General features: G+C 55.8%; 24 protein-coding genes. 13 read left to right on the top strand and 11 right to left on the bottom strand.

What is annotated here, in order from left to right; all coding sequences use genetic code 11:
• Positions 1–13 precede the first annotated feature (13 nt).
• From eno to smpB, 6 genes are all read left to right on the top strand, one after another.
• Positions 14–1,318 carry a phosphopyruvate hydratase gene (eno, locus tag EKM95_RS06525; RefSeq protein ID WP_125697038.1) on the top strand — a complete coding sequence of 435 codons (1,305 nt, stop codon included), beginning with the start codon at positions 14–16 and terminating at the stop codon, positions 1,316–1,318.
• Positions 1,319–1,496: 178 nt separating this feature from the next.
• Complete coding sequence (locus tag EKM95_RS06520) at positions 1,497–3,053, top strand: ClC family H(+)/Cl(-) exchange transporter (protein ID WP_125697037.1); 1,557 nt, start codon at positions 1,497–1,499, stop codon at positions 3,051–3,053.
• A 53-nt stretch (positions 3,054–3,106) separates the two neighbouring features.
• Entirely contained in the window at positions 3,107–3,343 is a 237-nt protein-coding gene (secG, locus tag EKM95_RS06515) for a preprotein translocase subunit SecG (RefSeq protein WP_125697036.1), read from the top strand.
• Between the two features lie 36 nt (positions 3,344–3,379).
• Positions 3,380–4,120 (top strand): alpha/beta hydrolase, encoded by a 741-nt coding sequence (locus EKM95_RS06510; RefSeq protein WP_225423208.1) that lies wholly within the window; start codon positions 3,380–3,382, stop codon positions 4,118–4,120.
• Positions 4,120–6,495: a ribonuclease R gene (gene rnr, locus EKM95_RS06505; RefSeq protein ID WP_125697035.1), complete on the top strand. Its 2,376-nt coding sequence runs from the start codon at positions 4,120–4,122 to the stop codon at positions 6,493–6,495. Before EKM95_RS06510 ends, rnr begins: the two co-directional genes overlap by 1 nt.
• 27 nt (positions 6,496–6,522) lie before the next feature.
• Positions 6,523–6,987, top strand: coding sequence for an SsrA-binding protein SmpB (gene smpB, locus EKM95_RS06500; protein ID WP_125697060.1), 465 nt, complete (start codon positions 6,523–6,525; stop codon positions 6,985–6,987).
• Positions 6,988–7,120: 133 nt separating this feature from the next.
• Here the strand turns inward: smpB and EKM95_RS06495 are convergent, their stop codons facing one another.
• Together EKM95_RS06495 and EKM95_RS06490 are read right to left on the bottom strand one after the other, a co-directional pair.
• Positions 7,121–7,537, bottom strand: a complete 417-nt coding sequence (locus tag EKM95_RS06495; RefSeq protein ID WP_125697034.1) for an HIRAN domain-containing protein — start codon at positions 7,535–7,537, stop codon at positions 7,121–7,123.
• Complete coding sequence (locus tag EKM95_RS06490) at positions 7,524–8,396, bottom strand: hypothetical protein (protein ID WP_125697033.1); 873 nt, start codon at positions 8,394–8,396, stop codon at positions 7,524–7,526. The genes EKM95_RS06495 and EKM95_RS06490 overlap by 14 nt, the downstream gene beginning before the upstream one ends.
• A gap of 130 nt (positions 8,397–8,526) precedes the next feature.
• Between EKM95_RS06490 and EKM95_RS06485 the strand changes: the two genes are divergently transcribed.
• Positions 8,527–9,888, top strand: coding sequence for an MATE family efflux transporter (locus tag EKM95_RS06485; RefSeq protein ID WP_125697032.1), 1,362 nt, complete (start codon positions 8,527–8,529; stop codon positions 9,886–9,888).
• 119 nt (positions 9,889–10,007) lie between these two features.
• Here EKM95_RS06485 and EKM95_RS06480 read toward each other — a convergent pair whose 3' ends face one another.
• The 5 genes from EKM95_RS06480 to EKM95_RS06460 form a co-directional block, all read right to left on the bottom strand.
• Positions 10,008–11,246: an MBL fold metallo-hydrolase gene (locus EKM95_RS06480; RefSeq protein WP_125697031.1), complete on the bottom strand. Its 1,239-nt coding sequence runs from the start codon at positions 11,244–11,246 to the stop codon at positions 10,008–10,010.
• Positions 11,247–11,544: 298 nt separating this feature from the next.
• Positions 11,545–12,843 carry an ABC transporter substrate-binding protein gene (locus tag EKM95_RS06475; RefSeq protein WP_125697030.1) on the bottom strand — a complete coding sequence of 433 codons (1,299 nt, stop codon included), beginning with the start codon at positions 12,841–12,843 and terminating at the stop codon, positions 11,545–11,547.
• Between the two features lie 9 nt (positions 12,844–12,852).
• Positions 12,853–13,674: a carbohydrate ABC transporter permease gene (locus EKM95_RS06470; RefSeq protein WP_125697029.1), complete on the bottom strand. Its 822-nt coding sequence runs from the start codon at positions 13,672–13,674 to the stop codon at positions 12,853–12,855.
• 9 nt (positions 13,675–13,683) lie between these two features.
• Positions 13,684–14,577: a carbohydrate ABC transporter permease gene (locus tag EKM95_RS06465; protein ID WP_125697028.1), complete on the bottom strand. Its 894-nt coding sequence runs from the start codon at positions 14,575–14,577 to the stop codon at positions 13,684–13,686.
• Positions 14,567–15,628 carry an ABC transporter ATP-binding protein gene (locus tag EKM95_RS06460; protein ID WP_125697027.1) on the bottom strand — a complete coding sequence of 354 codons (1,062 nt, stop codon included), beginning with the start codon at positions 15,626–15,628 and terminating at the stop codon, positions 14,567–14,569. Before EKM95_RS06460 ends, EKM95_RS06465 begins: the two co-directional genes overlap by 11 nt.
• A gap of 505 nt (positions 15,629–16,133) precedes the next feature.
• Between EKM95_RS06460 and EKM95_RS06455 the strand changes: the two genes are divergently transcribed.
• Positions 16,134–16,703, top strand: coding sequence for a GNAT family N-acetyltransferase (locus tag EKM95_RS06455; RefSeq protein ID WP_125697026.1), 570 nt, complete (start codon positions 16,134–16,136; stop codon positions 16,701–16,703).
• Positions 16,704–16,818: 115 nt separating this feature from the next.
• Here the strand turns inward: EKM95_RS06455 and EKM95_RS06450 are convergent, their stop codons facing one another.
• Positions 16,819–17,334, bottom strand: a complete 516-nt coding sequence (locus EKM95_RS06450) for an LURP-one-related/scramblase family protein (RefSeq protein WP_125697025.1) — start codon at positions 17,332–17,334, stop codon at positions 16,819–16,821.
• Positions 17,335–18,210: a Cof-type HAD-IIB family hydrolase gene (locus tag EKM95_RS06445; RefSeq protein ID WP_125697024.1), complete on the bottom strand. Its 876-nt coding sequence runs from the start codon at positions 18,208–18,210 to the stop codon at positions 17,335–17,337.
• 211 nt (positions 18,211–18,421) lie between these two features.
• On the opposite strand from EKM95_RS06445, the gene EKM95_RS06440 reads away from it, so the two are divergent.
• The 3 genes from EKM95_RS06440 to tsaE are packed head-to-tail and all read left to right on the top strand — an operon-like array spanning position 18,422 to position 20,604.
• Positions 18,422–19,105 carry a uracil-DNA glycosylase gene (locus EKM95_RS06440; protein WP_125697023.1) on the top strand — a complete coding sequence of 228 codons (684 nt, stop codon included), beginning with the start codon at positions 18,422–18,424 and terminating at the stop codon, positions 19,103–19,105.
• A gap of 60 nt (positions 19,106–19,165) precedes the next feature.
• Positions 19,166–20,143: a phosphate acetyltransferase gene (gene pta / locus EKM95_RS06435; RefSeq protein ID WP_125697022.1), complete on the top strand. Its 978-nt coding sequence runs from the start codon at positions 19,166–19,168 to the stop codon at positions 20,141–20,143.
• Positions 20,140–20,604 (top strand): tRNA (adenosine(37)-N6)-threonylcarbamoyltransferase complex ATPase subunit type 1 TsaE, encoded by a 465-nt coding sequence (gene tsaE, locus EKM95_RS06430; RefSeq protein ID WP_125697021.1) that lies wholly within the window; start codon positions 20,140–20,142, stop codon positions 20,602–20,604. The genes pta and tsaE overlap by 4 nt, the downstream gene beginning before the upstream one ends.
• An 89-nt stretch (positions 20,605–20,693) precedes the next feature.
• Here tsaE and EKM95_RS06425 read toward each other — a convergent pair whose 3' ends face one another.
• Both EKM95_RS06425 and EKM95_RS06420 read right to left on the bottom strand, forming a co-directional pair.
• Positions 20,694–21,227 carry a 3'-5' exonuclease gene (locus EKM95_RS06425; RefSeq protein ID WP_125697020.1) on the bottom strand — a complete coding sequence of 178 codons (534 nt, stop codon included), beginning with the start codon at positions 21,225–21,227 and terminating at the stop codon, positions 20,694–20,696.
• Entirely contained in the window at positions 21,227–22,000 is a 774-nt protein-coding gene (locus EKM95_RS06420; RefSeq protein ID WP_125697019.1) for an exodeoxyribonuclease III, read from the bottom strand. Before EKM95_RS06420 ends, EKM95_RS06425 begins: the two co-directional genes overlap by 1 nt.
• A gap of 113 nt (positions 22,001–22,113) precedes the next feature.
• Between EKM95_RS06420 and murB the strand changes: the two genes are divergently transcribed.
• Both murB and EKM95_RS06410 read left to right on the top strand, forming a co-directional pair.
• On the top strand, positions 22,114–23,016 hold the full coding sequence (murB, locus tag EKM95_RS06415; protein ID WP_125697018.1) for a UDP-N-acetylmuramate dehydrogenase: 903 nt from the start codon (positions 22,114–22,116) through the stop codon (positions 23,014–23,016).
• Between the two features lie 85 nt (positions 23,017–23,101).
• Positions 23,102–25,183, top strand: coding sequence for a cation:proton antiporter (locus tag EKM95_RS06410; RefSeq protein WP_125697017.1), 2,082 nt, complete (start codon positions 23,102–23,104; stop codon positions 25,181–25,183).
• The last annotated feature ends 453 nt before the right edge of the window (positions 25,184–25,636 follow it).

The following is a 25,636-nucleotide window of genomic DNA, read 5'->3' as shown; positions in this document are numbered from 1 at the left end:
AAGGAGATCTCGTATGTCTATTATCACAGATGTTCTTGCCCGCGAAGTCCTCGATTCTCGCGGCAATCCGACTGTTGAAGTTGAACTTTACACGGAAGATGGCGGCTTTGGCCGTGCCCTCGTTCCGTCAGGCGCTTCCACCGGCGAACACGAAGCCGTTGAATTGCGTGACGGCGACAAGTCCCGTTTTGGCGGCAAAGGTGTTCTGAAGGCCGTTGCCAACGTCAATGACGTGATCGCAAAAGCGGTCATCGGCCTTGATGCCACCGAGCAGCGTCTGATCGACCAGACCATGATCGATCTTGATGGCACCCCGAACAAGGGCAAGCTTGGTGCTAACGCGATCTTGGGCGTTTCCCTGGCTGCAGCCCGTGCTGCGGCTTCCGAAGTTGGTCTGCCTCTGTATCAATACCTTGGCGGCCCGAACGCGCATGTGCTCCCGACCCCAATGATGAACGTTATCAACGGTGGCGCACATTCCACCAACACCATCGACTTCCAGGAATTCATGATCATGCCTGTTGGTGCGAAGACCGTCCGCGAAGCGATTCGCATGGGCGCTGAGACCTTCCACGCCCTTCAGGCACTCCTGAAGGAAAAGGGTGACATCACTTCCGTCGGCGACGAAGGCGGTTTTGCCCCGAACTTGAAGGATAACGAAGAGGCTTTTGAATTCCTCGTCCAGGCGATCACCAAGGCTGGCTACAAGCCTGGCGATGATGTTGCGATCGCATTTGACGTTGCTTCCTCTGAGTTCTACGATCCAGAGACCAAGCAGTACACCCTCAAGTGGTCCGATCCTGACACCAGCTACACGACTGATGAATTCATCGACCTGCTTGCGACCTACATTGACAAGTATCCGATCGTTTCCGTCGAAGATCCTATCGACGAAAATGACTGGGAAGGCTGGCAGAAATTCACCGCGAAGATGGGCGACAAAGTCCAGATCGTCGGTGATGACCTGTTCGTGACCAACACCGATTACCTGAAGAAGGGGATCGATATGGGCGTTGCGAACTCCATCCTGATCAAGTTGAACCAGATTGGGACTTTGACCGAGACCTTCGAAGCGATCGAAATGGCGAAGGAAGCCGGCTACACGGCCGTTGTTTCCCACCGTTCCGGTGAAACTGAAGACACGACCATCGCGGACCTCGTTGTTGCAACGAACGCCGGCGAGATCAAGACTGGTTCCATGAGCCGTACCGACCGTATCGCGAAGTACAACCAGCTCATGCGGATCGAAGACGAACTCGGCACCTCTGCTTTGTACAAGGGCCGCAAGTCCTTCTACAACGTTAAGGCGATCGACTAGTCGACTGGCTTTCGAAAAGCGTCTCTCCATTTGGAGGGGCGCTTTTTGTGTCTGCGGAAAAAAACGGTGGCGTGAGGCTTTTTTTCCAGCGCCTGGCTGTGAACCTTGCGCCACCGGGCTACAAGCAGGGGTGTGCGGTGTATAATGGAAGCATTGGACTAAACGAGGAGGCGCGGCGATGAGCGCTGGGCAAAAAAAGCGGCAGTGGGATCTCACCCGTCTGCGATTAGTATTACAAGGCGTTGTTGTCGGCTTGCTGACCGGCGGGGTGATCAGCTTGTTTCGGTTGGGAATCGAAGAAATTCTAGAGTTCATGCAGACACTGTACCGCCACCCCAGCGCCGGGCTTCTGACCTTGATCGCGCTGGGTAGCGTGGTCTTGGCGATCGTGGTGGGCCTGCTGCTGAAAAGTGAGCCGAACATTTCGGGTTCAGGGATTCCGCAGGTCGAGGGCCAACTGAAAGGCGAGCTCGAATTCAACTGGTGGTCGATTCTCTGGAAAAAATTCACCGCCGGGATTCTCGCGATCGGCCCTGGCCTGTTTCTTGGGCGAGAAGGCCCCTCGATTCAACTTGGGGCCGCGGTGGGCCAAGGGGTGGCGGCCGGCTGGAAGCGGCAAGGCAGTGAGCGCCGTATCATGATCGCGGCCGGCGCGGCAGCGGGGCTGTCTGCGGCGTTTGATGCGCCGATCGCCGGCACCCTATTTGTGCTTGAGGAGGTCTACCATAACTTTTCTCCGCTGGTCTGGGTCACGAGCCTGGCCAGCGCACTGGCGGCGGACTTCATTTCGCTGAATGTGTTCGGTGAGGTGCCAGTGCTTCATCTGACCTACTCACGCCCGATGCCGGTTGACCTGTACTGGCATTTGCTTCTGCTCGGGATCTTGCTGGGGCTGCTGGGCTATTTGTATCAAAAAGTGCTCCTCGCGATGCCGCGTCTGTATGCGTTGACCCATATTCCGCGGGCGTTTCAGGGTATCATCCCATTTCTGCTCGTGATTCCCATCGGCGTGTGGCTGCCGACGATCTTGGGCGGCGGCAATCAGATGATCATCGGGTTTGGCAAAAACGTGCCCGGTTTATCGCTACTTCTGCTTCTGTTTGTACTTCGCTTCGTCTTTTCCATGGTGTCGTATGGCTCCGGGCTACCTGGCGGGATCTTTTTACCCATTCTGTCACTGGGCGCCGTGATCGGGGCCATCTACGGGACCTTCATGCACCAGATGGGCTTGCTCCCGGAAAATTACGTGATGAACCTGATCATTTTCTCGATGGCCGCTTATTTTGCCTGCATCGGCAAGGCGCCATTCACCGCTATTCTGTTGATCACGGAAATGGTGGGGAACCTGACGCTATTGATGCCGATGGCGCTGCTCGCGCTGGTCGCGTATCTGGTGGTCGATCTGCTAGGCGGTGCGCCGATCTATGAATCACTGCTCGAGCGGCTGACGGTGGGCAAAAAAGTCGCCGGCATCACCCACATGGACCGGCTGGAGTTGCCTGTGTTTGCGGGAAGCCCGCTGGAGGATCGGCTCGTCCGTGATTTTCAGTGGCCGGAACAGACGCTGCTTTCCGGTATCCAGCGCGGGGAAAAAACGATCCTACCGCATGGCGATACGGTGATTCGCGCCGGGGACACGCTGGTTCTGCTGACGGATAGCTCGCAGCGGGCGGCGGTGGCGGCTGCGATTCATCAAACAGCAGAGGCAATCAAAGATGAACATACTAGTCAATGAGCGCTGGTTGTGGTAGTCTACTATTAGCGACTTTATGCAAGGGAGGCAGCAGCTTGCAAGCCATTTTACTCAATCTATTGATCATCGATTCGATCGTGATCGTGATCGCAACATTGCTTCAGCCAAGTAAGCAACAGGACGCCTTGAGTGCGTTGTCCGGCGGCGCGACGGATCTGTTCGGCAAATCCAAATCACGCGGTTATGAAGCCTTCATGGAGAAAGTGACCGTCGTCTTGGGCGTCATCTTCTTCGGACTTTCGCTTGTTCTGGTGTATCTTGCATCTCACTAGTATGGTCTCCTGGAAGACAGGGGGCTTTTTTTGAAGATGCAAGTCAAAATGCGCGCCCCACAGCCACTGGATCTGCCGGGCGACCGGCCGACCGGGGTCCTGTTGTTGCACGCCTATACCGGCAGTCCAAATGATGTGAATTCACTGGCGCATGCGCTATCGCGTGAGGGGTTTGCGGTGCAGGCGCCGTTGTTTGCGGGCCACGGCACCCCGGATCCGATGGCGGTGCTGACGGCCCGGCCAGCGCAATGGTGGGCGCAGGTGCAAGCGGCCGTTGAAACGCTTGCGGCGACCCATTTGCGGGTGGCTGTGTTTGGCCTGTCGTTGGGCGGTATTTTTGCCATGCAGGCACTTGAACAGCTGGCGGTCGATTGCGGCGGGGTGTTTGCGTCGCCGGTTATGCCAGGGGCGCAGCAGATCGCCCCGAATTTCATGAAATATGCGGCCTATCTGGACCGGCTGGCCGAGCGCCCGGACCGGACGGCGGCGCTTGAAACGGCGCTCAAGCCTGCGCTGGCGGCCAATCAAGCCGCGGCTTCGACGGTTGCGGCAGGGCTCGGCCAGATTCGGCAACCGGTCTTCATTGCCCAAGGCGGGCGCGACGAGATGATCGATCCCGCGCGCAGTCGGGCGTTGGCTCAGGCGTTGCCCAATGCCGCGGTCACGTTTCGATGGTACGCTGAGGCGGGGCATGTGCTGACGGTGAATTCGGCCCGCCAGCAGTTGACCCAAGATGTGATTCAATTTTTAAATGAGAAAGAAAACGAGGAACAATAATGACGACAGTCGGACATATGCGCAATGAACTGCTGGCCCTTTTCCGCCGTAACCCCCAGATCAATTACTCGATGCAGTCGCTGCAGCGTGCGCTCAAACTGAGCGATGCGGCGGATTTTAAGGTGCTTGTTCAGGCATTGACCGGCCTTGAAAATGACAACCTGATTCACCCGACAGATGGGGAAAAGTATCAATTTGGCCCCAAGGCAGTCGCACTGGTCGGTATTTTCCATGGCAACGAAAAGGGCTTCGGCTTTGTCGCAGTGGAAGGCCAGGATAATGACATGTTCATCGCCCCGCCGAGCACCGCGTTTGCATTGGATGGCGATACGGTCGAGGTCAAGATCGCGCGGGCGGCTCGCCCCGGCGATACCCGCGGGCCAGAAGGGGAAGTCGTCAAGATCGTCGAGCGCAAGGTCACCCGACTAGTCGGCGAATATGCCCCGCTTTCAGACGGCGAAGCGCAGCGCACCGGCTTTATCGGCACGGTGACCAGCCACGAGAAGAAGATGAAGAACTTCCCTGTTTTTGTGAAAAACACGGGGCGCCTGCCGCAACTTGGCGATATGATGATGGTCGAGATCACGGATTATCCGGACGCAACTCATCCCAAGGCGATGCGCGGCATTATTTCCCAAGACCTCGGGAATAAAAATGATCCCGGCGTCGACATCATGTCACTGGTCCTGGCCAACGATATCCGCGTCGATTACCCGCAAGACGCGCTCGACCAGGCCAACGCGATTCCGGATCATGTGACGGACGAGGACCGCATCGGCCGCCGCGACATCACGGATCAGCCTGTTGTGACGATCGATGGGGATGACTCCAAAGACTTTGATGATGCGGTCGTCGCGTGGCAGCTGCCAAATGGCAATTACCATCTGGGCGTGCATATCGCGGATGTGTCCTATTATGTGACGGAAGGCTCGCCACTGGATCAGGAGACATACGCCCGCGGGACCAGTACCTATTTGGTCGACCGCGTGGTGCCGATGTTGCCGTTCCGCTTGTCCAACGGGATCTGCTCGATCAATCCGGATGTGGATCGCCTGGCGATGTCCTGTGACATGGAGATCGATCACGAGGGCCATGTCGTCAACCACGAGATCTATCAAAGCGTGATCCGCTCGCATGGGCGGTTGACCTACAACAACGTCAACAAGATCTTGACGGATAAGGATCCGGTTTTGCGCGAGCAGTACAAGGACCTTGTGCCAATGCTCGATCTGATGGGCGAGATGCACACCATTTTGTACAACATGCGGCATGGCCGTGGCGCGATCGATTTTGAAGAAAACGAAGCGCAGATCATTGTCGATGAAAATGGGCACCCGACAGATATCGTTTTGCGGGATCGCGGCTTGTCCGAGCGCATGATCGAAAGCTTCATGCTGGCGGCCAACGAAACAGTTGCGGAGCACTTCAACAAGCTCCATCTGCCATTCCTGTATCGGGTTCACGAAACGCCTGATGATGATCGCATCTCCGATTTCATCGACTTCCTTTCCAGTTTTGGGATTCACGTGCCGATCAAAAAGGGCCAGCCGGTGACGCCAAAAATGCTTCAGGATGTTGTGACCGAGGTGGCAGGCACGCCAGAGGAAATGATGGTCAATGTCAAATTGCTCCGCAGTTTGAAGCAGGCACATTATTCCGATGATCCGCTTGGCCATTTTGGCATCGCCGCGAAATACTACTGTCACTTCACCAGCCCGATTCGCCGCTATCCTGATCTGACGGTGCATCGTCTGATTCGCACCTACGCGACCCAAGGCACCGGTGAGACCGTGCAGGACAAGTGGCATGCAAAATTGCCAGAGATCGCCGTTCAGTGTTCGACGATGGAGCGGCATTCGATCGATGCGGAACGCGCCGTTGATGACCTGAAGAAGGCCGAATTTATGGCCGATAAAGTCGGCGATGAGTTCGATGCCGTGGTCAGTGGTGTGGCCAGCTTCGGGATGTTCGTGGCGCTGCCGAACACGGTAGAAGGTCTCGTTCACATTTCCCGCATGAAGGATGATTATTATTCCTTCATCGACAGTCAAATGGCGCTGGTCGGCTCAAACAGCCACCGCACCTTCCGCATTGGCCAGCCTTGCAAGGTCAAGTTGGATAATGTGGATGTCGAGCAACGCCAAGTCGATTTTTCCCTGATTCCAACGGATGACATTCCAATCTCCGACATCGAGATCCCGCGCGGCAATCCACGGGGCGCACGGCCAAGCAACGGGCCACGGCGCGGGCACAGTCAACCGGATCGCGAACGCGGCAACCGTAAGACTGGCGAAAGTCGCGGGTTCCATCCGACGATCGCCAATCGCGTGAATAAGCCCAACCAGCGCGGACAGCGCGGCGGCAACCAGCACTAACAGAAAGGAGGCCCTCTTGTGGCCAAGATGAAGCCCAAGGCGGATAACTTGTTGGCCCAAAACAAGAAGGCCCGCCATGATTATACGATCGTTGACACGTATGAGGCTGGCATTGCGCTGACCGGCACCGAGATCAAATCGGTCCGCGACGGCAAGATCAACTTGCGCGATGGGTACGCCCGGATTCAAAACGGTGAGGCCTGGCTGGAAAATGTCCACATCAGTCCTTACAAAGAGGGCAACCAGTTCAATGCTGATCCGTTGCGGCGCCGGAAACTCCTGTTGCACAAAAAAGAGATCGCCAAGCTCCAGCAGGCACTTGAGCAACAAGGATTCACCTTGGTGCCGCTGAAAATGTACCTCAAGCATGGCTATGCAAAACTCCTGATCGGCATCGCCCAAGGGAAGCACAACTATGACAAGCGCGAAAGCTTGAAGAAAAAGGACCAACAGCGCGAAGTCGCAAGGGCTCTGCGCGCCGGTCAACGATGAGAACACAAAAGCACGTCTCTGCATGGCTGTCATTACATGCAGAGGCGTGCTTTTTTGAATTAGGGCAAGGAAACACGTTCTTTCAAGGACGTGATGAATTCCCTCGGTGCAGTATTTGCGTCGTCCGTCATGATTACGCGCGCAGGTAAAAATCGGCGCGAATATAGGGCCACTTGCCCCGGGTCTCCCAGTAAGTCACCTTGGCGTAGACGAGAAGGCCCGCGTCCAGCAACCGGGCGAAAATGGTGTTGTCGCCCTTTGGCACATAGCCGATCTTCTTCCCGTCTGCGCTATCGATGCGCGTGGCGAAGGCGTCGTGACTGTTGTGTTCCCGCACCAAGGTCAACTGCGCCCCAAGTGTGAGCGCATCCAGTAGGTGCTCGGGGTCGTCGACATGCATCGTGCCTGCAATGTGGTGATTGGTCAGCAAGATGTCCTGTTGGCCAGGCCGCGGAAAAGGCAAAGGGGCCGGCGTCGGCTTGGTCGGATCGAAATGAAACGGCACAGCCGGTGGGTCAATTGGTTTGGGTGTCCAATCACTGTTCGTCATTTATGCCTCCTAGGTCGCCGATCAGCACACCATAGCGCACATTGTCGGCGGCCACTTGCAAGGGCCACTGTTGCAAGAGCTGCTGATAATGGGCATGCTGCTGCGCCACCCACCGCGGGACGTCAAGCAGACCCGCCACGTTCAGCGGCCATTCTTCATACAGGGCCAATGTCTGCGCTTTTTCGTGCAGGTACCGCTGCGCGAGGTAAAATAGGTCGCGCTTGGCAAAGCGAAATGGATCTGCGCCTGGCGCGGTCATGGTGGCCGGATCAGTCGATGGGGCGGCGGGGACGCTTTCAGTGCCTGCAGTGGCCAACAGCTCGACCAGCGTCGCCATCAAGTCAAGATTACCATCGGCCAGCGCGGTTTGGGCAAGGACAAACAGATTGGCATCGCGCGGGGATTGGTCGGGGTGCAGATCCGGGTGTAGGGCCTTGACCAGGGTCTTGAAATCCGTGTGCAATTTCTCGCTGTCTTCTGGGCTCAACGGCGTGGTGTTCTCGAGGTGATCCGTTGCCCATGTTACGAGATCGCTGGCTTGCTTGATCGCGGCCTGTTTGTCGTGAAAGGCGACCTCGAGTTGCTGGGCCAGGGTGCTGGCGTTGATCGGCTTGCCTTGATTTTTCAATGCTTGGGCCATGCGGACGCGTGCGCTGGCTCGGGCCGCTTGGTAATCGAGGATGGCGAGCTGCAGTTCTTCGTCACCGAATTCGTGCGTATAGCGCGCCTTGAAATAAGGAATACGCTGATGCACCAGCATGTTACGCTCAGTTAAGGTGTCAACGAGCCGATTGCGCAGGACCGCAAAGCGCAGATCCAGCAGTGTTTTTTCTGGTGACAGAATCATGTCGTAGGCCATTTGCAGTCCTCCCTTGCCCTTTATTTTAGCATAGCGGCGGGCGGGCCTGGGCAAAATGTGGAAGCGCTGTCGAATGCTGGCCCGGAAACGGCTATAATAGGAGCTATTATTGACTTGATGAGGTGGCGTTTTGCGTAATTTGATACACCGCTGGTACGCCGGCGAGACGTTTGACGAGCGGTATGTGTTCAGCCTGCTGGGTCCGGTTGTGTTCGACCAGTTTTTCTTGATCAGCTTCAACTTCTTAAATACCGCGCTGATCAGCTCAAGCGGTGCGGCGGCGATCAGTGCCGTCAACATGGTCGGCAGTGTCAACGTGTTTTTGATTCAGATCTTCGTGGCTGTTGGACTAGGCGGCACGGTGCTGACGGCGCAATATTTTGGGCGCGGCGAGCGGCAGATGCTCAGCAAGGTCGTCAACGGCACCATTTTTGGCGCCGTCTTGGTGGCGGCGGTGATCGCGCTGTTTTTCGGCTCGCTCCATAATGGCATCTTGGACTTGCTGTTTGGCAGCGCGTCGCCCGCGGTGATGGCAAACGCGCGGCTGTATATGGTGGGGGTGATGCTGAGTTATCCGTTTGAGGCCACGGTGGAAGGCACGAATGGCTGTCTGCGCGGCATCGGCAAAACGAAGAACTCACTGCAGCTGTCCTTAGCGATGAACCTGTCGTATCTGGTGTTCAACGTGATCTTCATCTACGGCCTGCATTTGGGCGTGCTGGGGATGCTGTTTGCGCTGAATCTGTCGCGCTGGCTGGCTGCGGGGCTGGCAGTGTGGATGCTGCGGAGCCATCGCGACCTCTTTGCCTTGAAAATGGTTACGATGCTGTACCCCAACTGGGCGATGATCAAAAAGGTCTTGATCGTCTGCATCCCATTTGCGGCGGAAGGCGTCTTTTTCAACGGCGGAAAAATTCTCATTCAGATGATGGTGGTGTCGCTGGGCACCAGCTCGATCGTGGTGTACGCGATCGCGACTTCCTGGACGCAAATGAGTGAGATCATTCCATCGGCGCTTGGCACAGCGCTGGTCCCGATCGTCGGCCAGTGTGTCGGCCGCGGTAACATTGCTGATGCGCGCAAGATCACACGTGCGTTCATCCTCACAGGCATCGCCGCCTTCGTGGTGGTGGACGGGGTGATGCTCCTGTCATTCGATCATGCGATCTTGCTGTTTTCGCCGGCCCCGGCGCTGGTTTCGCGCATCTTCAACATGTATTTGATCTTTGTGGGCGGGCACCTGTTGGCCTGGACGATCAGCTTCGTCACGCCGAATGCCCTGCGCGCCGCGGGGGATGGCAACTTCACGACGGTCGTCTCGCTGACGACGATGTGGCTGTTTCGGGTGGCTGGCGCCTATTTCCTGTGCATCAAGTTGGGCTGGGGGCTCAATGGTATCGCGGCAATCATGGGCTTTGAATGGCTCGTCCGTGGCGTGATCTTCCTTTGGCGCTTCCACGGGCAAAAATGGGTCGCAAAAAAATTGATCTGAGACGCAAAAACAGGAATCGCACGTGCGCAGCCTTTGTGGCACGCGCATGCGGTTCCTGTTTTTAAGTGCGATGGTGGTGCCTTTCAGTGCGAAGCTAGCCATGCAAAGCGAGGCGCAGCTCAGTCTTGGTCCGGTTCATCGAGATCATAGTACAAGTCTTTTTCCGGTAGCAGCACCTGGGCCTTGGTCTGTTCATCCAGCGCCTGGGCCTCACGCTCAGGGTGAAAACTGTGCCACGGCACGACGATCTGCGGGGCGATCCAGCGCACTAAGGTGACGAGATCTTGGCGCAGGGCGTGGCCGGAGCAAGACAGAAAGACCAGCGGAATCTCGTGGTCTGCGAGCCAGTCCTGCAGCTGTTTGAACCGCGGATCATAGTCGCCCAGCGGTTCGCCATTGCTATGCAGATAAACGCTGATCGGCAGGTCGGCCAGTTGCGCGAGTTGGTCAAAATCGTTTTGCAACAGGTAGTGGCTGGGGTCAGCCTGAATGGTGCGCAGGTGGATGTCGTCATCGAGCACAAAATCGGGCTCGACCCCGCACATTGTCTTAAGCACGGTGGCGTCATTTTTCCCCCAGACCATTTGGCGGCCGGCGCGATGGGCGGTCGCCTGAATGTTTTCCAGGCGCGCATAGTTGCGAATATACGGGTTGATCACGACCAGCTGCGGGGCGGCCTTGAGCTGTTCCTCAAGCCGCTCCTGCAAGGTGTCCTCCGTCAGCGGCACACTTGGATGGGCGCTATCTTCCACCGGCGCCGGGCTGGCGAAGGAAAAAGTCGTTCCTTCCACCATGAACATCGCGAGCTTCTTGTCACGGAAGGCCGCCGCCCAATTTTTCACGCGGTCAAGATGCGGGCCGTTGAGCCGGACGTCGCCGGAATGGCCGAACCACCGCGTGCCATCGCCGACCAGCAGCGCCATGACGCCCGGTTCGTCGTGGTCGCTGGCAAAGCCTTCCACGGAAAATGCGCCGATCTGAATCGGTGTTTCAAACGGCAGGGGATGGAGGTTTGCGACCGGTTTTTCAACGCCCAGTGCGATCAGCGTCTGATACAGTTGGTAGCTGGGCGCGGAGAGGTAGATCGGAATGTCGCGCTTGAGGTATTGCAGCGCGCCCATGTGATCGATGTGCAGATGCGAGATGAAGATGGCCTCATGCGCGAACGCGTCCGGGCCTTCGCCAAACAGTTCCGGCACCTGCGGCAGCTTGCCCGCCGCCATCGCCGACTCGATCGTTTCGTTGGTCAGATCAGCGGCCACCCCGAAGTCCATGATCACGCGACTGTCCCCGTTGGAAAATTCGACGATATTGCCGCCGATCGTGGTCAACCCATTCAAAAATCGTATCTGTGTCATTTGCGCAACTCCTCCTTCTGTTGTAACACTCCATCATAAGCCATTGGTCGGGTCATTGGAAAGGGGCAACCGCCACCTGACGGACGCTGCCAGTAGTTCCTATCTCGTGCACCAATGTGATCGCAGTGTCGTGGGTCAACTGTCCGGCTCCGAGCATCAGGCGCCAATCACCTGGTCCAAAGGTCGGACCTGGCGCTTGAGACGCTTACCTGTCGGACCCAAGCCCGCCCTTTGTCCCACTTCCGTCAAAAAAAGCCCTGCCGCATTTTCTGTTGCAAGGCTTTCCGTACATTATCGCTTAGTTATTGTCCTTGATGATTTTTTCCGCCTTGGTCTTCAAGTCAGCCAGCGCCTTTTCAGGTTGGGTCTTCTTGGAGATCATGGCGTCAACGGCATCAAGCAAGTCGTTGCGGTATTCGGTGAAGCCGACAAAAGCGGTCGACTGGAAGCCGAAGTCCAGCGAGTTAACAGCAGCCGCATTGGCCGGGTTCTTCTTCAGCCAATCCTGGAAGGTAGGATCTTCAACGGCGGACTTGCGCAGCGGCACATAGCCGGTGCCTTCAGCCCACTTGATTGTTTCCTTCTTGGACAGCAGGAACTTCATGAAGGCCCATGCGCCCTTCTTTTGGGCATCGCTACCAGAGTTGAACATCACAAGGTCATTACCGGCCAGTTCGGTCGCCTTTTGACCATTGTAAGTTGGAAGTGGGGCGGTGTGCCAATCAAGCGACTTTGGAGCAGTCTGATTCATGTTGGTGACACCAGCAGAGGAGCCGACATAGAACAAGGTCTTGCCGGTCTGGAACGCCTTGTCGCCGTAGAAATCTTCGCCGGCGGTCTTGGCGTAACCCTTTTGCAGCATGTCCCAGATGAAGTGGGCCGCAGTCAACGTTTCTTTAGAATCGACGTTGACTTTCAGTGAGTCAGGTTCAACCAGCGCGTTGCCGGCTTGGCGAGCGAGACCCTCGAACTCCATGTCGAAGGACTTATCAAAGCCGATCGCCATGATGCCCTTTTTCTTGAGCTGTGGGCCAAGGGCTGCGATCTCTTCCCAGCTGGTCGGCATCTTGACGCCAAGTTGATCCATCAGCTTCTTGTTGTAGAAGAGGACACGGACGGACTTGGAAAATGGCACAGAATAGTACTTGCCTTGATATTTGGAACTGGACAAGAAGGCCGGATAGATATCATCCATCGATGCGGTGGAGAGTTTGTCGGAACCCTTCAGCATGTATGGATCCAGTGGTGCAAGGAAGTTGTTCTTAACGTAGTCCGGAACGGTCGTGTAAGTTGTCTGTGCGATCGTTGGGAGCTTCTTGGACTTGGCTGCGGCCATGATCTTTTGCTGCAAGGTCGCGTAGTTGCCCTGGGCAGTGCCTTTGACGACGTACTTGTCTTGGGAGTTGTTGAAGTCCTTGATGATACCGTTCAAAGCCTTACCATAAGGGCCCGTCATACCGTGCCAGAAGGTGATCGTGACTTTGCCGCCGTTGCTACTCTTATCTGAGCTATTGTTGCTACCACAAGCGGTTAGGACCAGGCCCAATGCGAGCGCGGAGATCCCCAGTAGTGCTTTACCCCAAAAACTCTTTTTCATGAGAAAGACTCATCCTTTCAAACCAGCTTTGGAAATACCAGCAATAATGTATTTTTGCAAGAACATGTACAAAATGACCATTGGGATGATCACAAAGGTGGAAGCGGCCATCAGCAGTTCGTAGGTGGTCCCAGAGTCAGTCGTGAAGGCTTGCAACCCAACTGGCAGGGTCCGCATGTTTTCGCTGTTCGTTGCGATCAGCGGCCACATGAACGAGTTCCACGAACCGATAACGGCTAAAACGGTGACGGCAGTGATCGTCGACTTGCTCATCGGCACCAGGACGGTCCACAGGTATTTCCAGTCAGAGGCGCCGTCGATCTTGGCGGCGTAGTAGATCTGGTCCGGGGTGGCCTGGAAGGTCTGTCTGAGCGTGAAGACGGTGAAGAAGCTTGCGAGCCACGGCACGATCAAGGCCGCATAATGGTCGATCATGCCGAGCTTAGACAAGGTGACAAAATTAGGAATGATCAGCATTTCGCCTGGAATCATCATCGTGCCAAGGAAGATCATGAAAAGCAGGTTTTTGCCGTAGAACTGAAGCCGAGAAAATGCGAACGCAGCCAAGATGCTGGTGAACAATTGCCCGACCGTGGTGACCACGGTGACGACCACACTATTGATGAAATACTGCGCGAATGGCGCGGCGTTCCAAGCCTTGATGTAGTTGCCCCATTGGAGCACCTTGGGAATCCAGATCGGTGGGACTTTGATCGTTTCAGGGCCGGTCTTCAAAGACGTCGACACCATCCAGATAAACGGCACGAGCATCGTGATGGCCCCGACCGAAAGCAACACGTAAATAATGACTTTACTGAGTTTTTTCGCCATGGGGTCCTCCTAATAATGCACGTGCTTGCGGGAATACCACATCTGCACAAGCGTGACCAGCAAGATCAGGAAGAACAAGAAGACGCCACTGGCGGCAGCCAGCGTGTACTTGTTTTCCGTGTAAAACTTCTCAAAGAGGTAATACACAATGGTCAAGTCCGCTTTGGCGGGGCCTGGCTGGCCGCCGAACAACGCGTAGACCTGGTCGAAGACTTTGAAGCTGCCGATGACACCGTTGACCGAGACCAAGAAGGTGATCGGGGAGAGCAGTGGGATGGTGACGTTCCAGAAACGTTGCCAGGAATTGGCACCATCGATCTCGGCGGCTTGATAGTAGTGCTTGTCGATGTTGTTGAGTCCAACAAGGAACAAGATGATGTTGAAGCCGAGGTTCTTCCAGATACTCATGATGATGAGCGCCAGAAGCGAGTAATTCGGGTCCGTCAACCAATTGATCGGATGAATCCCCACGAGCCCCAGAAAATAATTCATCAGCCCGTAATCAGAATGGTAGATCCAGTTCCAGACCATCGCGATGGCGACGGTACTGGTGACGAACGGCAGGAAGTACACCGTGCGGAAAAAGCCGGACAGCCATTTGATCTGGTTCAAAAGAAGCGCGATGATCAGCGACAAAATGACGGTGATAGGCACCACGCCGACCACGAAGATCAGGGTGTTGCGCACTGCCAAATGGAACTCAGGGTCCTGCCAAAGCGTGACAAAGTTATCAAACCCGATCGCGCTGACCTTGTCGTTATAATAATCGTACTTCGTGTAGAAACTCATCATGAAGGAGCTGATGATCGGCCAGATGCTGAAGGTGATCGTCACCACCAGCATCGGTAGGAGATATAACAGCGCCTTCAGCGTGGATTTAATGGTGGGTTTTTCATTGATCATGAGCTTCACCGCCAAAAATCAACGCACCAGCCTCGTCAAACAGGAAGAAGCCTGCTTTCGTGATGAAGAAGTCGCCTTCCTTTTGATCGGCTGGTAGGCCCGCCATTTCGGTGGACAGCAGCGTTTGGCCGTTATAGTTCAAAGCTGCCGTCGCTTCACGGCCGTATTTTTGCTTGTCGGCCAGGGTCGCATGGAACGTGGTCAAGATGCCCTGACCGTTGTCAAATGGCACCAGCGCTTCCGACCGCAGACCCGCCGTGACGGCCTTGGCAAGAATCTCATCAGGCACATGGCCTTGAAGATCCGCCTTGAGCGTTTCGGCTGGCAGGGTGTTGATCACGGGTTCCCCAATAAACTTGGCGACAAACAGATTGCTTGGGCGTTCATACAGGTCGTCTGGGGCAGAAAACTGCTGAATTTTCCCAAACGACAGGACCATAATGTTGTCCGAGATGTGCAAGGCTTCATCCTGGTCATGGGTCACGAAGATCGTCGTGACGCCTGTCTCGCGCTGAATGCGGCGAATCTCCTGACGCATCTCGATACGCAGGCGCGCATCGAGGTTTGACAGGGGTTCATCGAGAAGCAGCAGCGAAGGCGACTTGGCCAGCGCGCGCGCAATGGCGACACGCTGCTGCTGCCCGCCGGAAAGTTCGCCGGGTTTCTTGTCGAGCTGGTCATCAACATGCACCAACTTGGCCAATTCCTCCGCCTTGGCGTAGCGTTCTTTGCGGCTGACATGCTGCATCTTGAGTGGAAACGCGATGTTGTCGCGCACCGACAGATGGGGATACAGCGAATAGTTCTGGAATACCATCCCTACTTTACGGGCCAATGCATCCTTTTTGGTGACGTCTTCGTCTCCAAAATAGATGTGGCCGCTGGTCGCCGGCAAGAGCCCAGAGATCAGGTTCAATGTGGTCGTCTTGCCACCGCCACTCGGCCCTAGCAAAGAGACCAGCGAGCCGTCAGGAATCTCGAAGTTGAGATGCTTGAGGGTGTCGATCTTTCCGTCGTAGGAGAGGGTGACGTCTTTAAACGTAACTTTCAACCCAGTTCGCTCCTTCAAAATAGTCTGGTGACCCTCATTGCCGTCGAAAAAGTCACCATCATCATGGTAGCAAATGCGCACGCGACTAACAAGATATTGTGTGATATGATTGCTTCTCATCAATATGTCGGTCAATTCTCACCTTTGTTCATTATATTAATTTCTTTTACTGAAAAGGAGACCATCAATCGCACTTTAGCGTACTCAAATAACAGCAGCCTCGCCGCATCCCCTCGTTATAATTTATAAACATTTTTCCTGATCAGCACGTTGGAGAGGGTCTTGATCAGGCGAAGCGGTCCACACGGTGTTTCACCAAAGCCGAACGATGTTGAATAACGATAAAATACTGTTCGCACCTATTAATCGAGTTTGGCCTGGCCTTGTACATTGTTCGGCTTTTGGTATACTTGAGCGTAGATGCGCGCCTGGCGCGCCTCGCGACTGGTTCAATTGGAGGCGATCACCGCACCGCCAGCCGTGGGTCAAGATGGTGCGGTGTTGTATGATACGAGCAAGTCACCCCGATGACGCGGCGCAGGTCGTGCCGTTGATCGATATTGTTTTTGAAGAGATGGAGATTCCGGCGCTTCAGAAAATGGCGAAAAAGGATCTGTATCCTGTGTTTGAGCAAGCCTTTTTGATGAAGGATTATCGCTATGGCTATCCGCAAACGCATGTCCATGTGAATGCAGCGGGCGCGATCGACGGGATCTTGGTCGGCTATCCGCACGTGAAGGAAGCCCACATCGATGACGCGTTTCAGCCGCTGCTCCCAAAAGTCGGGCTACCCGAAGACAAAGAGCTATTTCCCGACACGGAAACATATGCCGGCGAATGGTACATCGACACGCTGGCAGTTGCGGAAAACACGCAAGGACATGGCGTCGGCACCGCGCTGCTTCAGGGCATTGAGCCGTTGCTTGCGGCGCAGGGCCAACGCTGCTTGAGCTTGAATGTCGATCAGACGAACCCGCGGGCGGAAAAGCTGTACACGAAAATGGGCTACCATAAGACCGGTGAACTGATGATCGGGTCGCATCGCTACAATCATATGATCAAGGCACTGGCGTAAAAAATTTAAGTGATCGCGCACAATCGTCCCGCATGTGGCGGCGCAAGTTGGGCGCGACGCGGAGACGCAAAAAAACGGAGCTGGAAGAAAAAATTCCAACTCCGTTTTTGTCTGGTTATAGGCCGTAACTGATGCCCACGTCATGACGGACGAGTGGGTTGGCCAGGTTTGCCTGACGCCAGCGGTCCAGCAAGGCGGCGACCAGCAAGCCAGGCACGACATCACGCGGATTGGCGATGTCGAGTTTCAAGATCGTCTCACTGGCGGTGCCAACCGAGGCGATCGTGGTGACCGTTTTCATGCCATGATAAATGTGATATTGGTTGGCGAGCATGTTGCCGATGACCATCCAGTTAAGCTCGGAGACGAAAATGAACTCGCGCCAGACGCCGAACATCTTCTTGATCGAGGCAACTTTTTCCCCACCGATGAGCAGGTCGAAACGCGGGTTGACGCTGACGGTGCGCTGGCGGATCTCACCAAGTTCGTTGCCGCTGATCGTGTGAAGAAAAAAACCATCATTTGCGATGCCACGGCGGCCGGTGAGAATGTAGACCGGTTGATTTTTCTCATCCTTGATGACGGTCATGTTGGTGTCATGTAATGTCTGGACATCCACGTAGAATTCCATTTAGTGGCCTCGATTCTCATCAAGTGCGTGTTGAATCGCGACGGCGACACCGTTTTCACGGTTCGTTGCCGTGGTCCACCAGGCGATCTTCTTGATCTCGGGGATGGCATTGCCCATCGCCACGCCATATTTTGCCATTTTGATCATGGAGGCGTCGTTGAGATTGTCACCGATCGCCATCACTTCGTCCATGCGAATGCCTTTTTGGCTGGCATAGGCCTCAAGCGCGGTGCCTTTTTGCGCGGCGATGCTGTTGATCTCGAGATTGTTTTCTGCACTTGAGGTGACCGCCAGCTCGCCGGTTGCGTCGAACACTTTTTTCACGCCGGCAAGCTTGGCCTGGCCTTCCCGGGAAAAAGCGACAACCTTGTAGATCTTGACGGCGGGATCCGTTAAAAGCTCGGCATAATTGTCGACGTAAGTGATGTGAATCAGCTCAAGGCGCGCGGCTGACAGTGCGACTGCGATCTTGTATGGCGTGTCTGGATTGAGTTTAACGAGGACATCCGCCACGTTTTGAATCCGCCGGGCGCGGTCATCAGAGGCAATGCCGCGACTGGTGAACAGCTCATAGTAAATATTGGCCTCACTCAGCGTTTGGGTGATCGACAACGCAAGCGGGCGGGGAATCGCAGCTTCGACTTTCAGCGTCTCTTGTTCGTCGTAGACTTTGGCCCCGTTGATGGTGATAAAGGCAGGATGCAGGTCATGATCGGCAAAAAGGGGCTTGGCCTCGCTCAGGCCGCGTCCCGTTGCCACCATGAATTCGATGCCGGCTGCCTGTGCAGCTTTGATCGCGTCTGCGTTTTCCTGTGAGACCTCGTTTTTGTCGTTGAGCAGGGTACCGTCCATGTCAGATGCGATGATGCGTATCATACAATTGCCACCTTTCGTCGAAACGTTACGCGCTAAGTGTAGCATACCCGGCCGATTCTGGCGTCGGATGGGTTCGATGGTGAGGCCCTCCTCATTTCCGCAAGGCATCACGGCAAAGCGAGTCTGGTGCTTGATGTGCGATTCAGAAACTTCCCCCAGCGGCTGGTCGAATGCCTGCTTCCCTTGTAAAATGAGGGGCGGAGGGCACGCAATGAAAACTTTGATACATAATGACTGGCAGACGGTCTTGGCGCCGGTGTTTGATGGGCCGGTGTACGGCAAGCTGCATACCTTTTTAAAAGAAGAATATCGCACGCAGACGATCTATCCGGAGATGCACCATATTTTCCAAGCGTTCGAATGGACACCGTTTGCGGAGGTCAAGGTGGTGATCCTCGGCCAGGATCCGTATCATGGGCCAAATCAGGCGGTCGGGGCGAGCTTTGCTGTGGCGCCGGGGATCCCGCTGCCGCCGTCGCTGAAAAATATCTACAAGGAATTGCAAAGTGACCTCGGCATTGCGCCGGTGACGCACGGGTATCTGAAGGCCTGGGCAAAACAGGGCGTGTTGCTGCTCAATGCGGTGTTGACAGTTCGCGACGGCCAGGCGTATTCCCATCAGCATCAGGGCTGGGAAGAGATGACGGATGCGGCGATCGCGGCGTTGTCCGATCGCGGCGGGGTCGTCTTTATTTTGTGGGGCAATGCGGCGCGGGCGAAAACGGCGCTGATCGATTCGACGAAAAATGCGATCATCGCTTCCCCGCATCCGAGCCCGCTGTCAGCTTCCCGCGGCTTTTTCGGAAGCAAGCCTTTTTCCCGCACCAACGTGGCGCTTACGCAAATGGGGGAGCGCCCGATCGATTGGCAACTGCCAAGTTCACCGCAGGACTAGCGCTCGGCTTTCAAGTCGGCTATGATAGAAAACGAAAACGCTTTTATGGAGGGACCCATCTTGGATTTATTTGACAGCTTAAAGCAAAAAATCAGTGGTAAGAACCTACGCATTGTTTTTCCTGAAGGCACCGATGCGCGCATCATTGGCGCGGCTGTGCGCCTGGCCGCAGACGGCCTGATCGCCCCGACGCTGCTTGGCAACGCCGAAGAGATCGCCAAGGTTGCCGGCGAAAAAGGCTTCGACGTTTCCAAAGTCACTATCCGCGATCCCCAAACGGATGCCTTCCACGCCGAGATGGCCAAGGCTTTCTTTGACCGCCGCAACGGCAAGGCGACTGAAGAACAAGCGGATCAGATCGTTCGCGATCCCAATTATTTTGGTACGATGCTCGTCTTTTTAGGCGAGGCGGATGGCATGGTCTCTGGGGCGGTGCACTCCACGGCTGACACCGTTCGCCCGGCGCTTCAGATCATCAAGACACGGCCGGATGCGTCGCGCATCTCTGGGGCCTTCATTATGCAGCGCGGCCGCGACGAACGCTATCTGTTTGCCGACAACGCGATCAACATCGACCCGAACAGCCAGGAGCTGGCCGAGATCGCCGTTGAATCCGCAAAGACCGCCAAGCTGTTTGACATCGATCCAAAAGTTGCGCTGCTCAGCTTTTCCACCAAGGGCTCTGCAAAGGCGCCGCAAGTGGATAAGGTCGTTGAAGCGACAAAGATCGCCCATGAATTGGCGCCAGAGCTCGCGCTTGATGGTGAATTGCAGTTTGATGCTGCCTTTGTGCCGACCGTTGCGAAGCTCAAGGCCCCAGATTCTGAGGTGGCCGGCAATGCCAATGTCTTTATCTTCCCAGATCTGCAGGCAGGGAACATCGGCTACAAGATCGCCCAGCGCTTTGGCAACTTCGAAGCAATCGGCCCGATCTTGCAGGGGCTGAACAAGCCGGTTTCTGATCTGTCGCGTGGCGCCAACGAAGAGGATGTCTACAAGCTGGCAATCATCACCGCTGCCCAGAATCTGATCGCATGACGACCACCTTTGCCAATGAGGCCGCCCTTCAGACATTCGCGGCCAAGATCGCCCCACTTCTACAGGCGGGGGACGTGTTGCTTCTTGAAGGCGACTTGGGGGCTGGCAAGACCAGTTTCACCAAGGGTCTCGCGAAGGGCTTGGGCATCTCCCAAAATGTGAAGAGTCCGACCTTCACCATCATCCGCGAGTATCCAAGCGGGCGGTTGCCCTTGTATCACATGGACATCTACCGCTTGGAAGATGGCGGGGTGGAAGACCTTGGGCTTGAGGAGTATTTTGACGGCGATGGCGTCAGTGTGGTGGAGTGGCCGCAATTTCTGGGCGTGGCCGCCCCAAGCGACGCATTGACGATTCGCCTTGATAAAGAGCCACTGGTTGACGAACAGCGCCTGCTGACCATCAGTGCCACCGGACCGCGGGCGACCGCGCTGGCTGCGCAGATCAGCGCGCTGAAATAACCAAATAGCGGGGCACGTGCCGAAAATGGCATGCGCCCCGCTATTTGGTTGCGTTCCTTCTATTATATTGTCGTTTCTAATTGTCGTTCCTACGCCTGTTTAAGCATTGCAGACAAGGTGTCCTGCCCAAATGCGGCCGCTTGTGCCAACAAAATGCGGGCGCAAGCATAACTGTCAGCCAGCGCGTTGTGATGGTCGTACAGCGGCACCGCCAGCGCGGCACTGACCGTTTCCAACTTGTGATCGTGTAGGTCCGGCATCAGTTTGCGCGCGGTGCGGGCCGTGTCCAGCACTTGGTAATGGACCGGCGGCAAGTCATAGCGAACCAGTTCTTGGCGTAAGACGGACACATCAAACGGCGCATTATGCGCGGCGACCAGGCCGCTTTCGGCAAAAAGCGGGGCGATATGCGGCCACACTTGGGGAAAGCTCGGCTGCCCTTGCACGGCGCGACTGGTGATGCCGTGGACGCGGATGTTTTGCGGCTCAAACGCTTCCTCGGGATCGATCAGCGTGTAAAAACTGTCGACGATGCGGCTTGCCCGAACCACCACCAACGCCAGCGAGCACGCTGAGGCCCGGGTGCGGTTCGCCGTTTCAAAATCCATCGCGACGAAATCCATCACTTGGCCTCCAGCAGCGCCGAATCGACCGTTAATTCGACTGGGCAGTGGTCGCTGCCCAGAACCTCATTGTGAATCGCCGCGTCTTTCATAAATGGCACAAAGTCGCTGCTGGCCACAAAGTAGTCGATGCGCCACCCGGCATTGCGACTGCGCGCGGAGAAGCGATAGCTCCACCACGAAAAGATGTCTGTTTGATCAGGGTAGAAATGCCGAAACGAATCGACGTAGCCTGCCTCAAGTTGCGTGGTGAAATCCTGTCGCTCCTCATCGGTGAAGCCGGCGTTGTGATGGTTGCTGGCCGGATTTTTCAGATCGATCTCGTGATGGGCGACGTTCAGATCGCCGCAATAGACCAGCGGTTTTTTTTCAGCTAAGGAATTGGTGTAGGCCAGGAAGGCTTGATCCCATGTTTGGCGAAAGGCCAGCCGCTTCAGGTCGCTGCCGGAATTCGGGGTGTACACGGTGATCAAGTAAAAATTCGGGTACTCCAGGGTGATCACGCGGCCCTCGGTGTCCAGCTCAGGCACCCCGATGCCATAGGTCACGGCCAACGGTTCATGCTTGGTGAAGATCGCCGTGCCGGAATAGCCTTTGCGCTCGGCATAATTGAAGTATTGATGATAGCCGGGCAGGTCGAGGCTTGCCTGGCCTTCTTGCATCTTTGTTTCCTGGATGCAGAACCAATCGGCATCCAGTTGGTTGAACGTGGTCATAAAGTCGTGCGTCAAAACGGCGCGCAGCCCGTTGACATTCCATGAGATCAGTTTCATTCTTGCCGCCTCGCTTCTTGTTTGCCTCCATTGTACCCGATGGAAGGCGGGGTCGCTAGGGGCCGTGTTTATGTTAAAATTGAACCAGTTATCCGCAGAAGGGACCTGATCAAATGACAGAAACAGGCAGTTTTGGTGGGCTCAGCGTGCATCTCAATGAGCCGCTCAGCCATTATACTTTCACCCAAACAGGCGGGCCGGCTGATCTGTTGGCTTTGCCGACCAGTGTCGTTGAGGTCCAGCAATTGCTGACCGAAGCGCATGCCCAGGCGCTACCAGTGACGGTGATCGGCAATGCCAGCAATTTGATCGTCAAAGACGGCGGTATTCGCGGGCTGGTCATTTTGCTGACAAAAATGACAGAGGTGACTTGCGACGGTACGCGATTGATTGCTGACGCCGGCGCGCGCTTGATCGATGTCACCGAGGTTGCGTATCAGGCTGGCCTAGGTGGGCTGGCGTTTGCGGCGGGAATTCCCGGCAGTATTGGCGGGGCTGTATTTATGAATGCCGGTGCCTATGGTGGGGAGATCTGCGATGTGCTGGCCAGCGCTGAGGTGTTGACGCGCGATGGCCAATTGACAACCTACTCGAATGAAGATATGCAGTTTGCCTATCGCCATTCGTTGGTTCAAGACACAGGCGATATCGTGTTGCGGGCCACTTTTGAGCTCACCCAGCAGCCGCGGCCACAGATTCGCGCGGCGATGGATCATTTCAATAGTCTGCGGGCGTCCAAGCAACCGCTTGATTATCCGTCCTGTGGTTCCGTGTTCAAACGGCCTGCTGGGCATTTTGTCGGTCCGATGATTCAGCAAAGCGGACTGCAGGGCCACATCATCGGCGGTGCGCAGATCTCGGAAAAACATGCGGGGTTTATCGTCAACCTTGGTGGGGCCACGGCCAGCGATTATCTGGCGATGATTCATTATGTGCAGGAGCATGTCGCCGCGAAGTTTGGGGTGGCCCTGCATCCGGAAGTGCGAATCATTGGCAGTGACGCGGCCAAGGGGTGACGCTGACGTGTCGTCTGTCACACTGAATGGTCGGGGCGTCGTTTAGTTTTGGCAAAATCGTGTGACGTTGGAAGGAGGCCTGTGAATGCAACTTGTGGAAGCGGTCTTATTGCTGATCGTGTTGGTGATCATTTCTAATATCATCAGCCATTATCTAGTGGCGGTGCCCGTGGCGTTGATTCAGGCGGCGCTGGGGCTGGCCGCCGCGCTTGTCTTCAATTTGAAACTGGACATCGCAACAGACTGGTTCATGTTGCTGTTCACCGCGCCGCTTTTGTTCAATGATGGCCGACGGTTTCCCAAGCGCGAGTTATGGGCGCTGCGTTGGCCGATTTTTGGCAATGCGATCTTGCTGGTGTTTGCGACGATGTTCATCGGCGGCTATTTCATTCACTGGTTAGTGCCGGCGATGCCACTTGCCGCCAGCTTTGCACTCGCTGCGATTCTGTCGCCGACCGATCCGATCGCGGTGCAGTCGGTCGCAAAACGCGTCAAACTGCCAAGCAAAATGTTGCACCTGGTGTCCGGCGAAAGCTTGATCAATGATGCCAGCGGGCTGATCGGGTTCAAATACGGAATCGCGGCCGCGGTGTCGGGGAGTTTTTTTCTCGGCCAGGCAATCGGCGACTTTGCCTATGTGGCGGTGATTGGGGCGCTTACCGGGGCGTTTTTGATGCTGCTGATCAATGCGCTGCGCGTTTGGTTGCTGCAGCAAGGAATCAACGATGTCATCTTGCACACCGTGATGCAACTGGTGACGCCGTTTTTGATCTATCTGGTGGTTGATGAGGGACTCCACGCGTCCGGTGTCATTGCTGTCGTGGTGGCTGGCTTGCTGGCCACGGGCAGCTCCGAGCAGCGCTACATTTCGGCGTTGCCCGAACTGCGCATCGTCTCCGAGCGAACTTGGGACATCATTGTTTATTCGCTGAACGGCATCATTTTTCTTATCTTGGGCATTGAGTTGCCCGTGGCGATGCGCACGACGATCGAAAGTCGAGCTGTTTCGACGGGCCGTGCGTTGCTGGATGTGGTACTGGTGTACTTGGCGGTGCTCGCGATTCGGACGCTTTGGTCGTTTGCCAATCTCTGGTTTGAAAAACGCGCCGGGGAGCCTATTCATTTCAGCACTGCGCTTTTATCCGGCTTGTCGGGCGTCCGCGGTGCGATCACGTTGGTGGGGGTGCTGGCCGTCCCCATGACCGTCGCCAATGGCCAGCCGTTTCCCGAGCGCAGTCTGATGCTGTTCATCGCGGCCGGCTTTGTGGTGCTCAGCCTGGTCGTTGCAGTGGTCGGCTTGCCGCTGGTCACAAAAATGCGGACGCCGCTTGAAACCCGTGGCTCCAGTGTCGTCAGTGATGAACCCGAGGCAGAAGACACGGCCGATGTGCGGGTGATCACGCTGGAGCAGGCCAAACGCTTTCTTTATCAAATGGCGGTGCGCCGGCTGGAAAGCGAGCGCCGGGAAACCAACCAGAAGCCCGTGCTCGATCTGATTGCCGAATATCAAGATCTAATTCGGCGGCTGGCCAAGGCTGAGGAGACCGAAGCCCTGCCCAAGCGTGTGCAGGACGAGCTGGAGCTGCGCCAGATCGGTATCGAAGGCGAACTGATGACACTGGATCAGCTGGCCCAGGAAAGCCAAGTCGAGCCGCGGCAATACCGTCGACTGAAAAAGCATTTGACCCACAAGCATGACGCCTTGGCGACGACGCTAAGGCGCAGTGGCCATCCGCCGGTGTATGCGGTGCTCGAGCGAATTTTCGCCCCAGTATTCAAGCTGCGGCAGACGCTGCTGCATCAGCGTGGGCAAACGGCGCAACTGCAGGTCGAAAAAGCGTTGGCCAAGGGCGGGCTAAAGTATCTGTCCAGCTTTTTGAAGCAACCGGAACACCGCGCGCATAATTATGATCGCCAGGTCATCTACTCGCTGATTGTGACGTATCGCAACCGCATCGCCAGCATCAAGGCACTGGGCAAGCAAAAGGCGACCCAGTACGATCGAGAAAGCGACCGGCTACGGGCCGGCGCGCTGGCGGCTGAACGAGCGGCTGTGCATGATCTGCTTGAGCAGGGCTACATCACGACCCCGATGGCACAGAAGCTGAACCAGGAACTGAACTACACGGAAAATGCGGCCGCGATGACACGGCTGGATGAAGCGTAATGGCAAACGAATGGCGCTGAGAGTGCGAGCTCTCAGCGCCATTTTTTCCCCGGTTTGGCATTGTGCCCAAAAATCGGCGCGATTTTTTGTGCACGTTTAGATTTTTTGTCGATTCTCACTTTTTTGAAAAAAGGTCAGAATCGAAAAAAAAGATTCTGGCCCTTATGTACAACAAACACACCGGTCGAGGTGTCGTTTTCAGCATTGCCAGTGTGTTTGCGTGATTATTAGATTAGGATACTGCGGGCGCCTTGCTTGTGGGGCTTGGCGCGATCAGATTTCAACGGCGACAGTGTGATCAAAAGTCGATGCTTACTGCCGGACAACGGTGGTACTGATAAAGCTGGTAAAACGATGGAACTGTAGAACAACCCACTCGCCTAATTTATGACACCACTGACTCGGATGCCCTTCATAGCAGCCACTCTAGGTTTGCGTACGGTATCCCCCGCA

It is taken from the genome of Lacticaseibacillus yichunensis, assembly GCF_003946405.1.
In the GTDB taxonomy this organism is placed as follows: Bacteria; Bacillota; Bacilli; order Lactobacillales; family Lactobacillaceae; genus Lacticaseibacillus; species Lacticaseibacillus yichunensis.
The sequence above is the reverse complement of the archived record's forward strand: the minus strand, read 5'-3'. Positions and strand labels throughout refer to the sequence as shown.

What these genes read in the sequence shown, in the direction of transcription:
- eno (WP_125697038.1), top strand. Translation starts at nt 14, where the DNA reads ATGTCTATTATCACAGATGTTCTTGCCCGCGAAGTCCTCGATTCTCGC.
- EKM95_RS06520 (WP_125697037.1), top strand. Translation starts at nt 1,497, where the DNA reads ATGAGCGCTGGGCAAAAAAAGCGGCAGTGGGATCTCACCCGTCTGCGA.
- EKM95_RS06510 (WP_225423208.1), top strand. Translation starts at nt 3,380, where the DNA reads ATGCAAGTCAAAATGCGCGCCCCACAGCCACTGGATCTGCCGGGCGAC.
- rnr (WP_125697035.1), top strand. Translation starts at nt 4,120, where the DNA reads ATGACGACAGTCGGACATATGCGCAATGAACTGCTGGCCCTTTTCCGC.
- smpB (WP_125697060.1), top strand. Translation starts at nt 6,523, where the DNA reads ATGAAGCCCAAGGCGGATAACTTGTTGGCCCAAAACAAGAAGGCCCGC.
- EKM95_RS06495 (WP_125697034.1), bottom strand. Translation starts at nt 7,537, where the DNA reads ATGACGAACAGTGATTGGACACCCAAACCAATTGACCCACCGGCTGTG.
- EKM95_RS06490 (WP_125697033.1), bottom strand. Translation starts at nt 8,396, where the DNA reads ATGGCCTACGACATGATTCTGTCACCAGAAAAAACACTGCTGGATCTG.
- EKM95_RS06480 (WP_125697031.1), bottom strand. Translation starts at nt 11,246, where the DNA reads ATGACACAGATACGATTTTTGAATGGGTTGACCACGATCGGCGGCAAT.
- EKM95_RS06475 (WP_125697030.1), bottom strand. Translation starts at nt 12,843, where the DNA reads ATGAAAAAGAGTTTTTGGGGTAAAGCACTACTGGGGATCTCCGCGCTC.
- EKM95_RS06470 (WP_125697029.1), bottom strand. Translation starts at nt 13,674, where the DNA reads ATGGCGAAAAAACTCAGTAAAGTCATTATTTACGTGTTGCTTTCGGTC.
- EKM95_RS06465 (WP_125697028.1), bottom strand. Translation starts at nt 14,577, where the DNA reads ATGATCAATGAAAAACCCACCATTAAATCCACGCTGAAGGCGCTGTTA.
- EKM95_RS06455 (WP_125697026.1), top strand. Translation starts at nt 16,134, where the DNA reads ATGATACGAGCAAGTCACCCCGATGACGCGGCGCAGGTCGTGCCGTTG.
- EKM95_RS06450 (WP_125697025.1), bottom strand. Translation starts at nt 17,334, where the DNA reads ATGGAATTCTACGTGGATGTCCAGACATTACATGACACCAACATGACC.
- EKM95_RS06445 (WP_125697024.1), bottom strand. Translation starts at nt 18,210, where the DNA reads ATGATACGCATCATCGCATCTGACATGGACGGTACCCTGCTCAACGAC.
- EKM95_RS06440 (WP_125697023.1), top strand. Translation starts at nt 18,422, where the DNA reads ATGAAAACTTTGATACATAATGACTGGCAGACGGTCTTGGCGCCGGTG.
- tsaE (WP_125697021.1), top strand. Translation starts at nt 20,140, where the DNA reads ATGACGACCACCTTTGCCAATGAGGCCGCCCTTCAGACATTCGCGGCC.
- EKM95_RS06425 (WP_125697020.1), bottom strand. Translation starts at nt 21,227, where the DNA reads ATGGATTTCGTCGCGATGGATTTTGAAACGGCGAACCGCACCCGGGCC.
- EKM95_RS06420 (WP_125697019.1), bottom strand. Translation starts at nt 22,000, where the DNA reads ATGAAACTGATCTCATGGAATGTCAACGGGCTGCGCGCCGTTTTGACG.
- murB (WP_125697018.1), top strand. Translation starts at nt 22,114, where the DNA reads ATGACAGAAACAGGCAGTTTTGGTGGGCTCAGCGTGCATCTCAATGAG.
- EKM95_RS06410 (WP_125697017.1), top strand. Translation starts at nt 23,102, where the DNA reads ATGCAACTTGTGGAAGCGGTCTTATTGCTGATCGTGTTGGTGATCATT.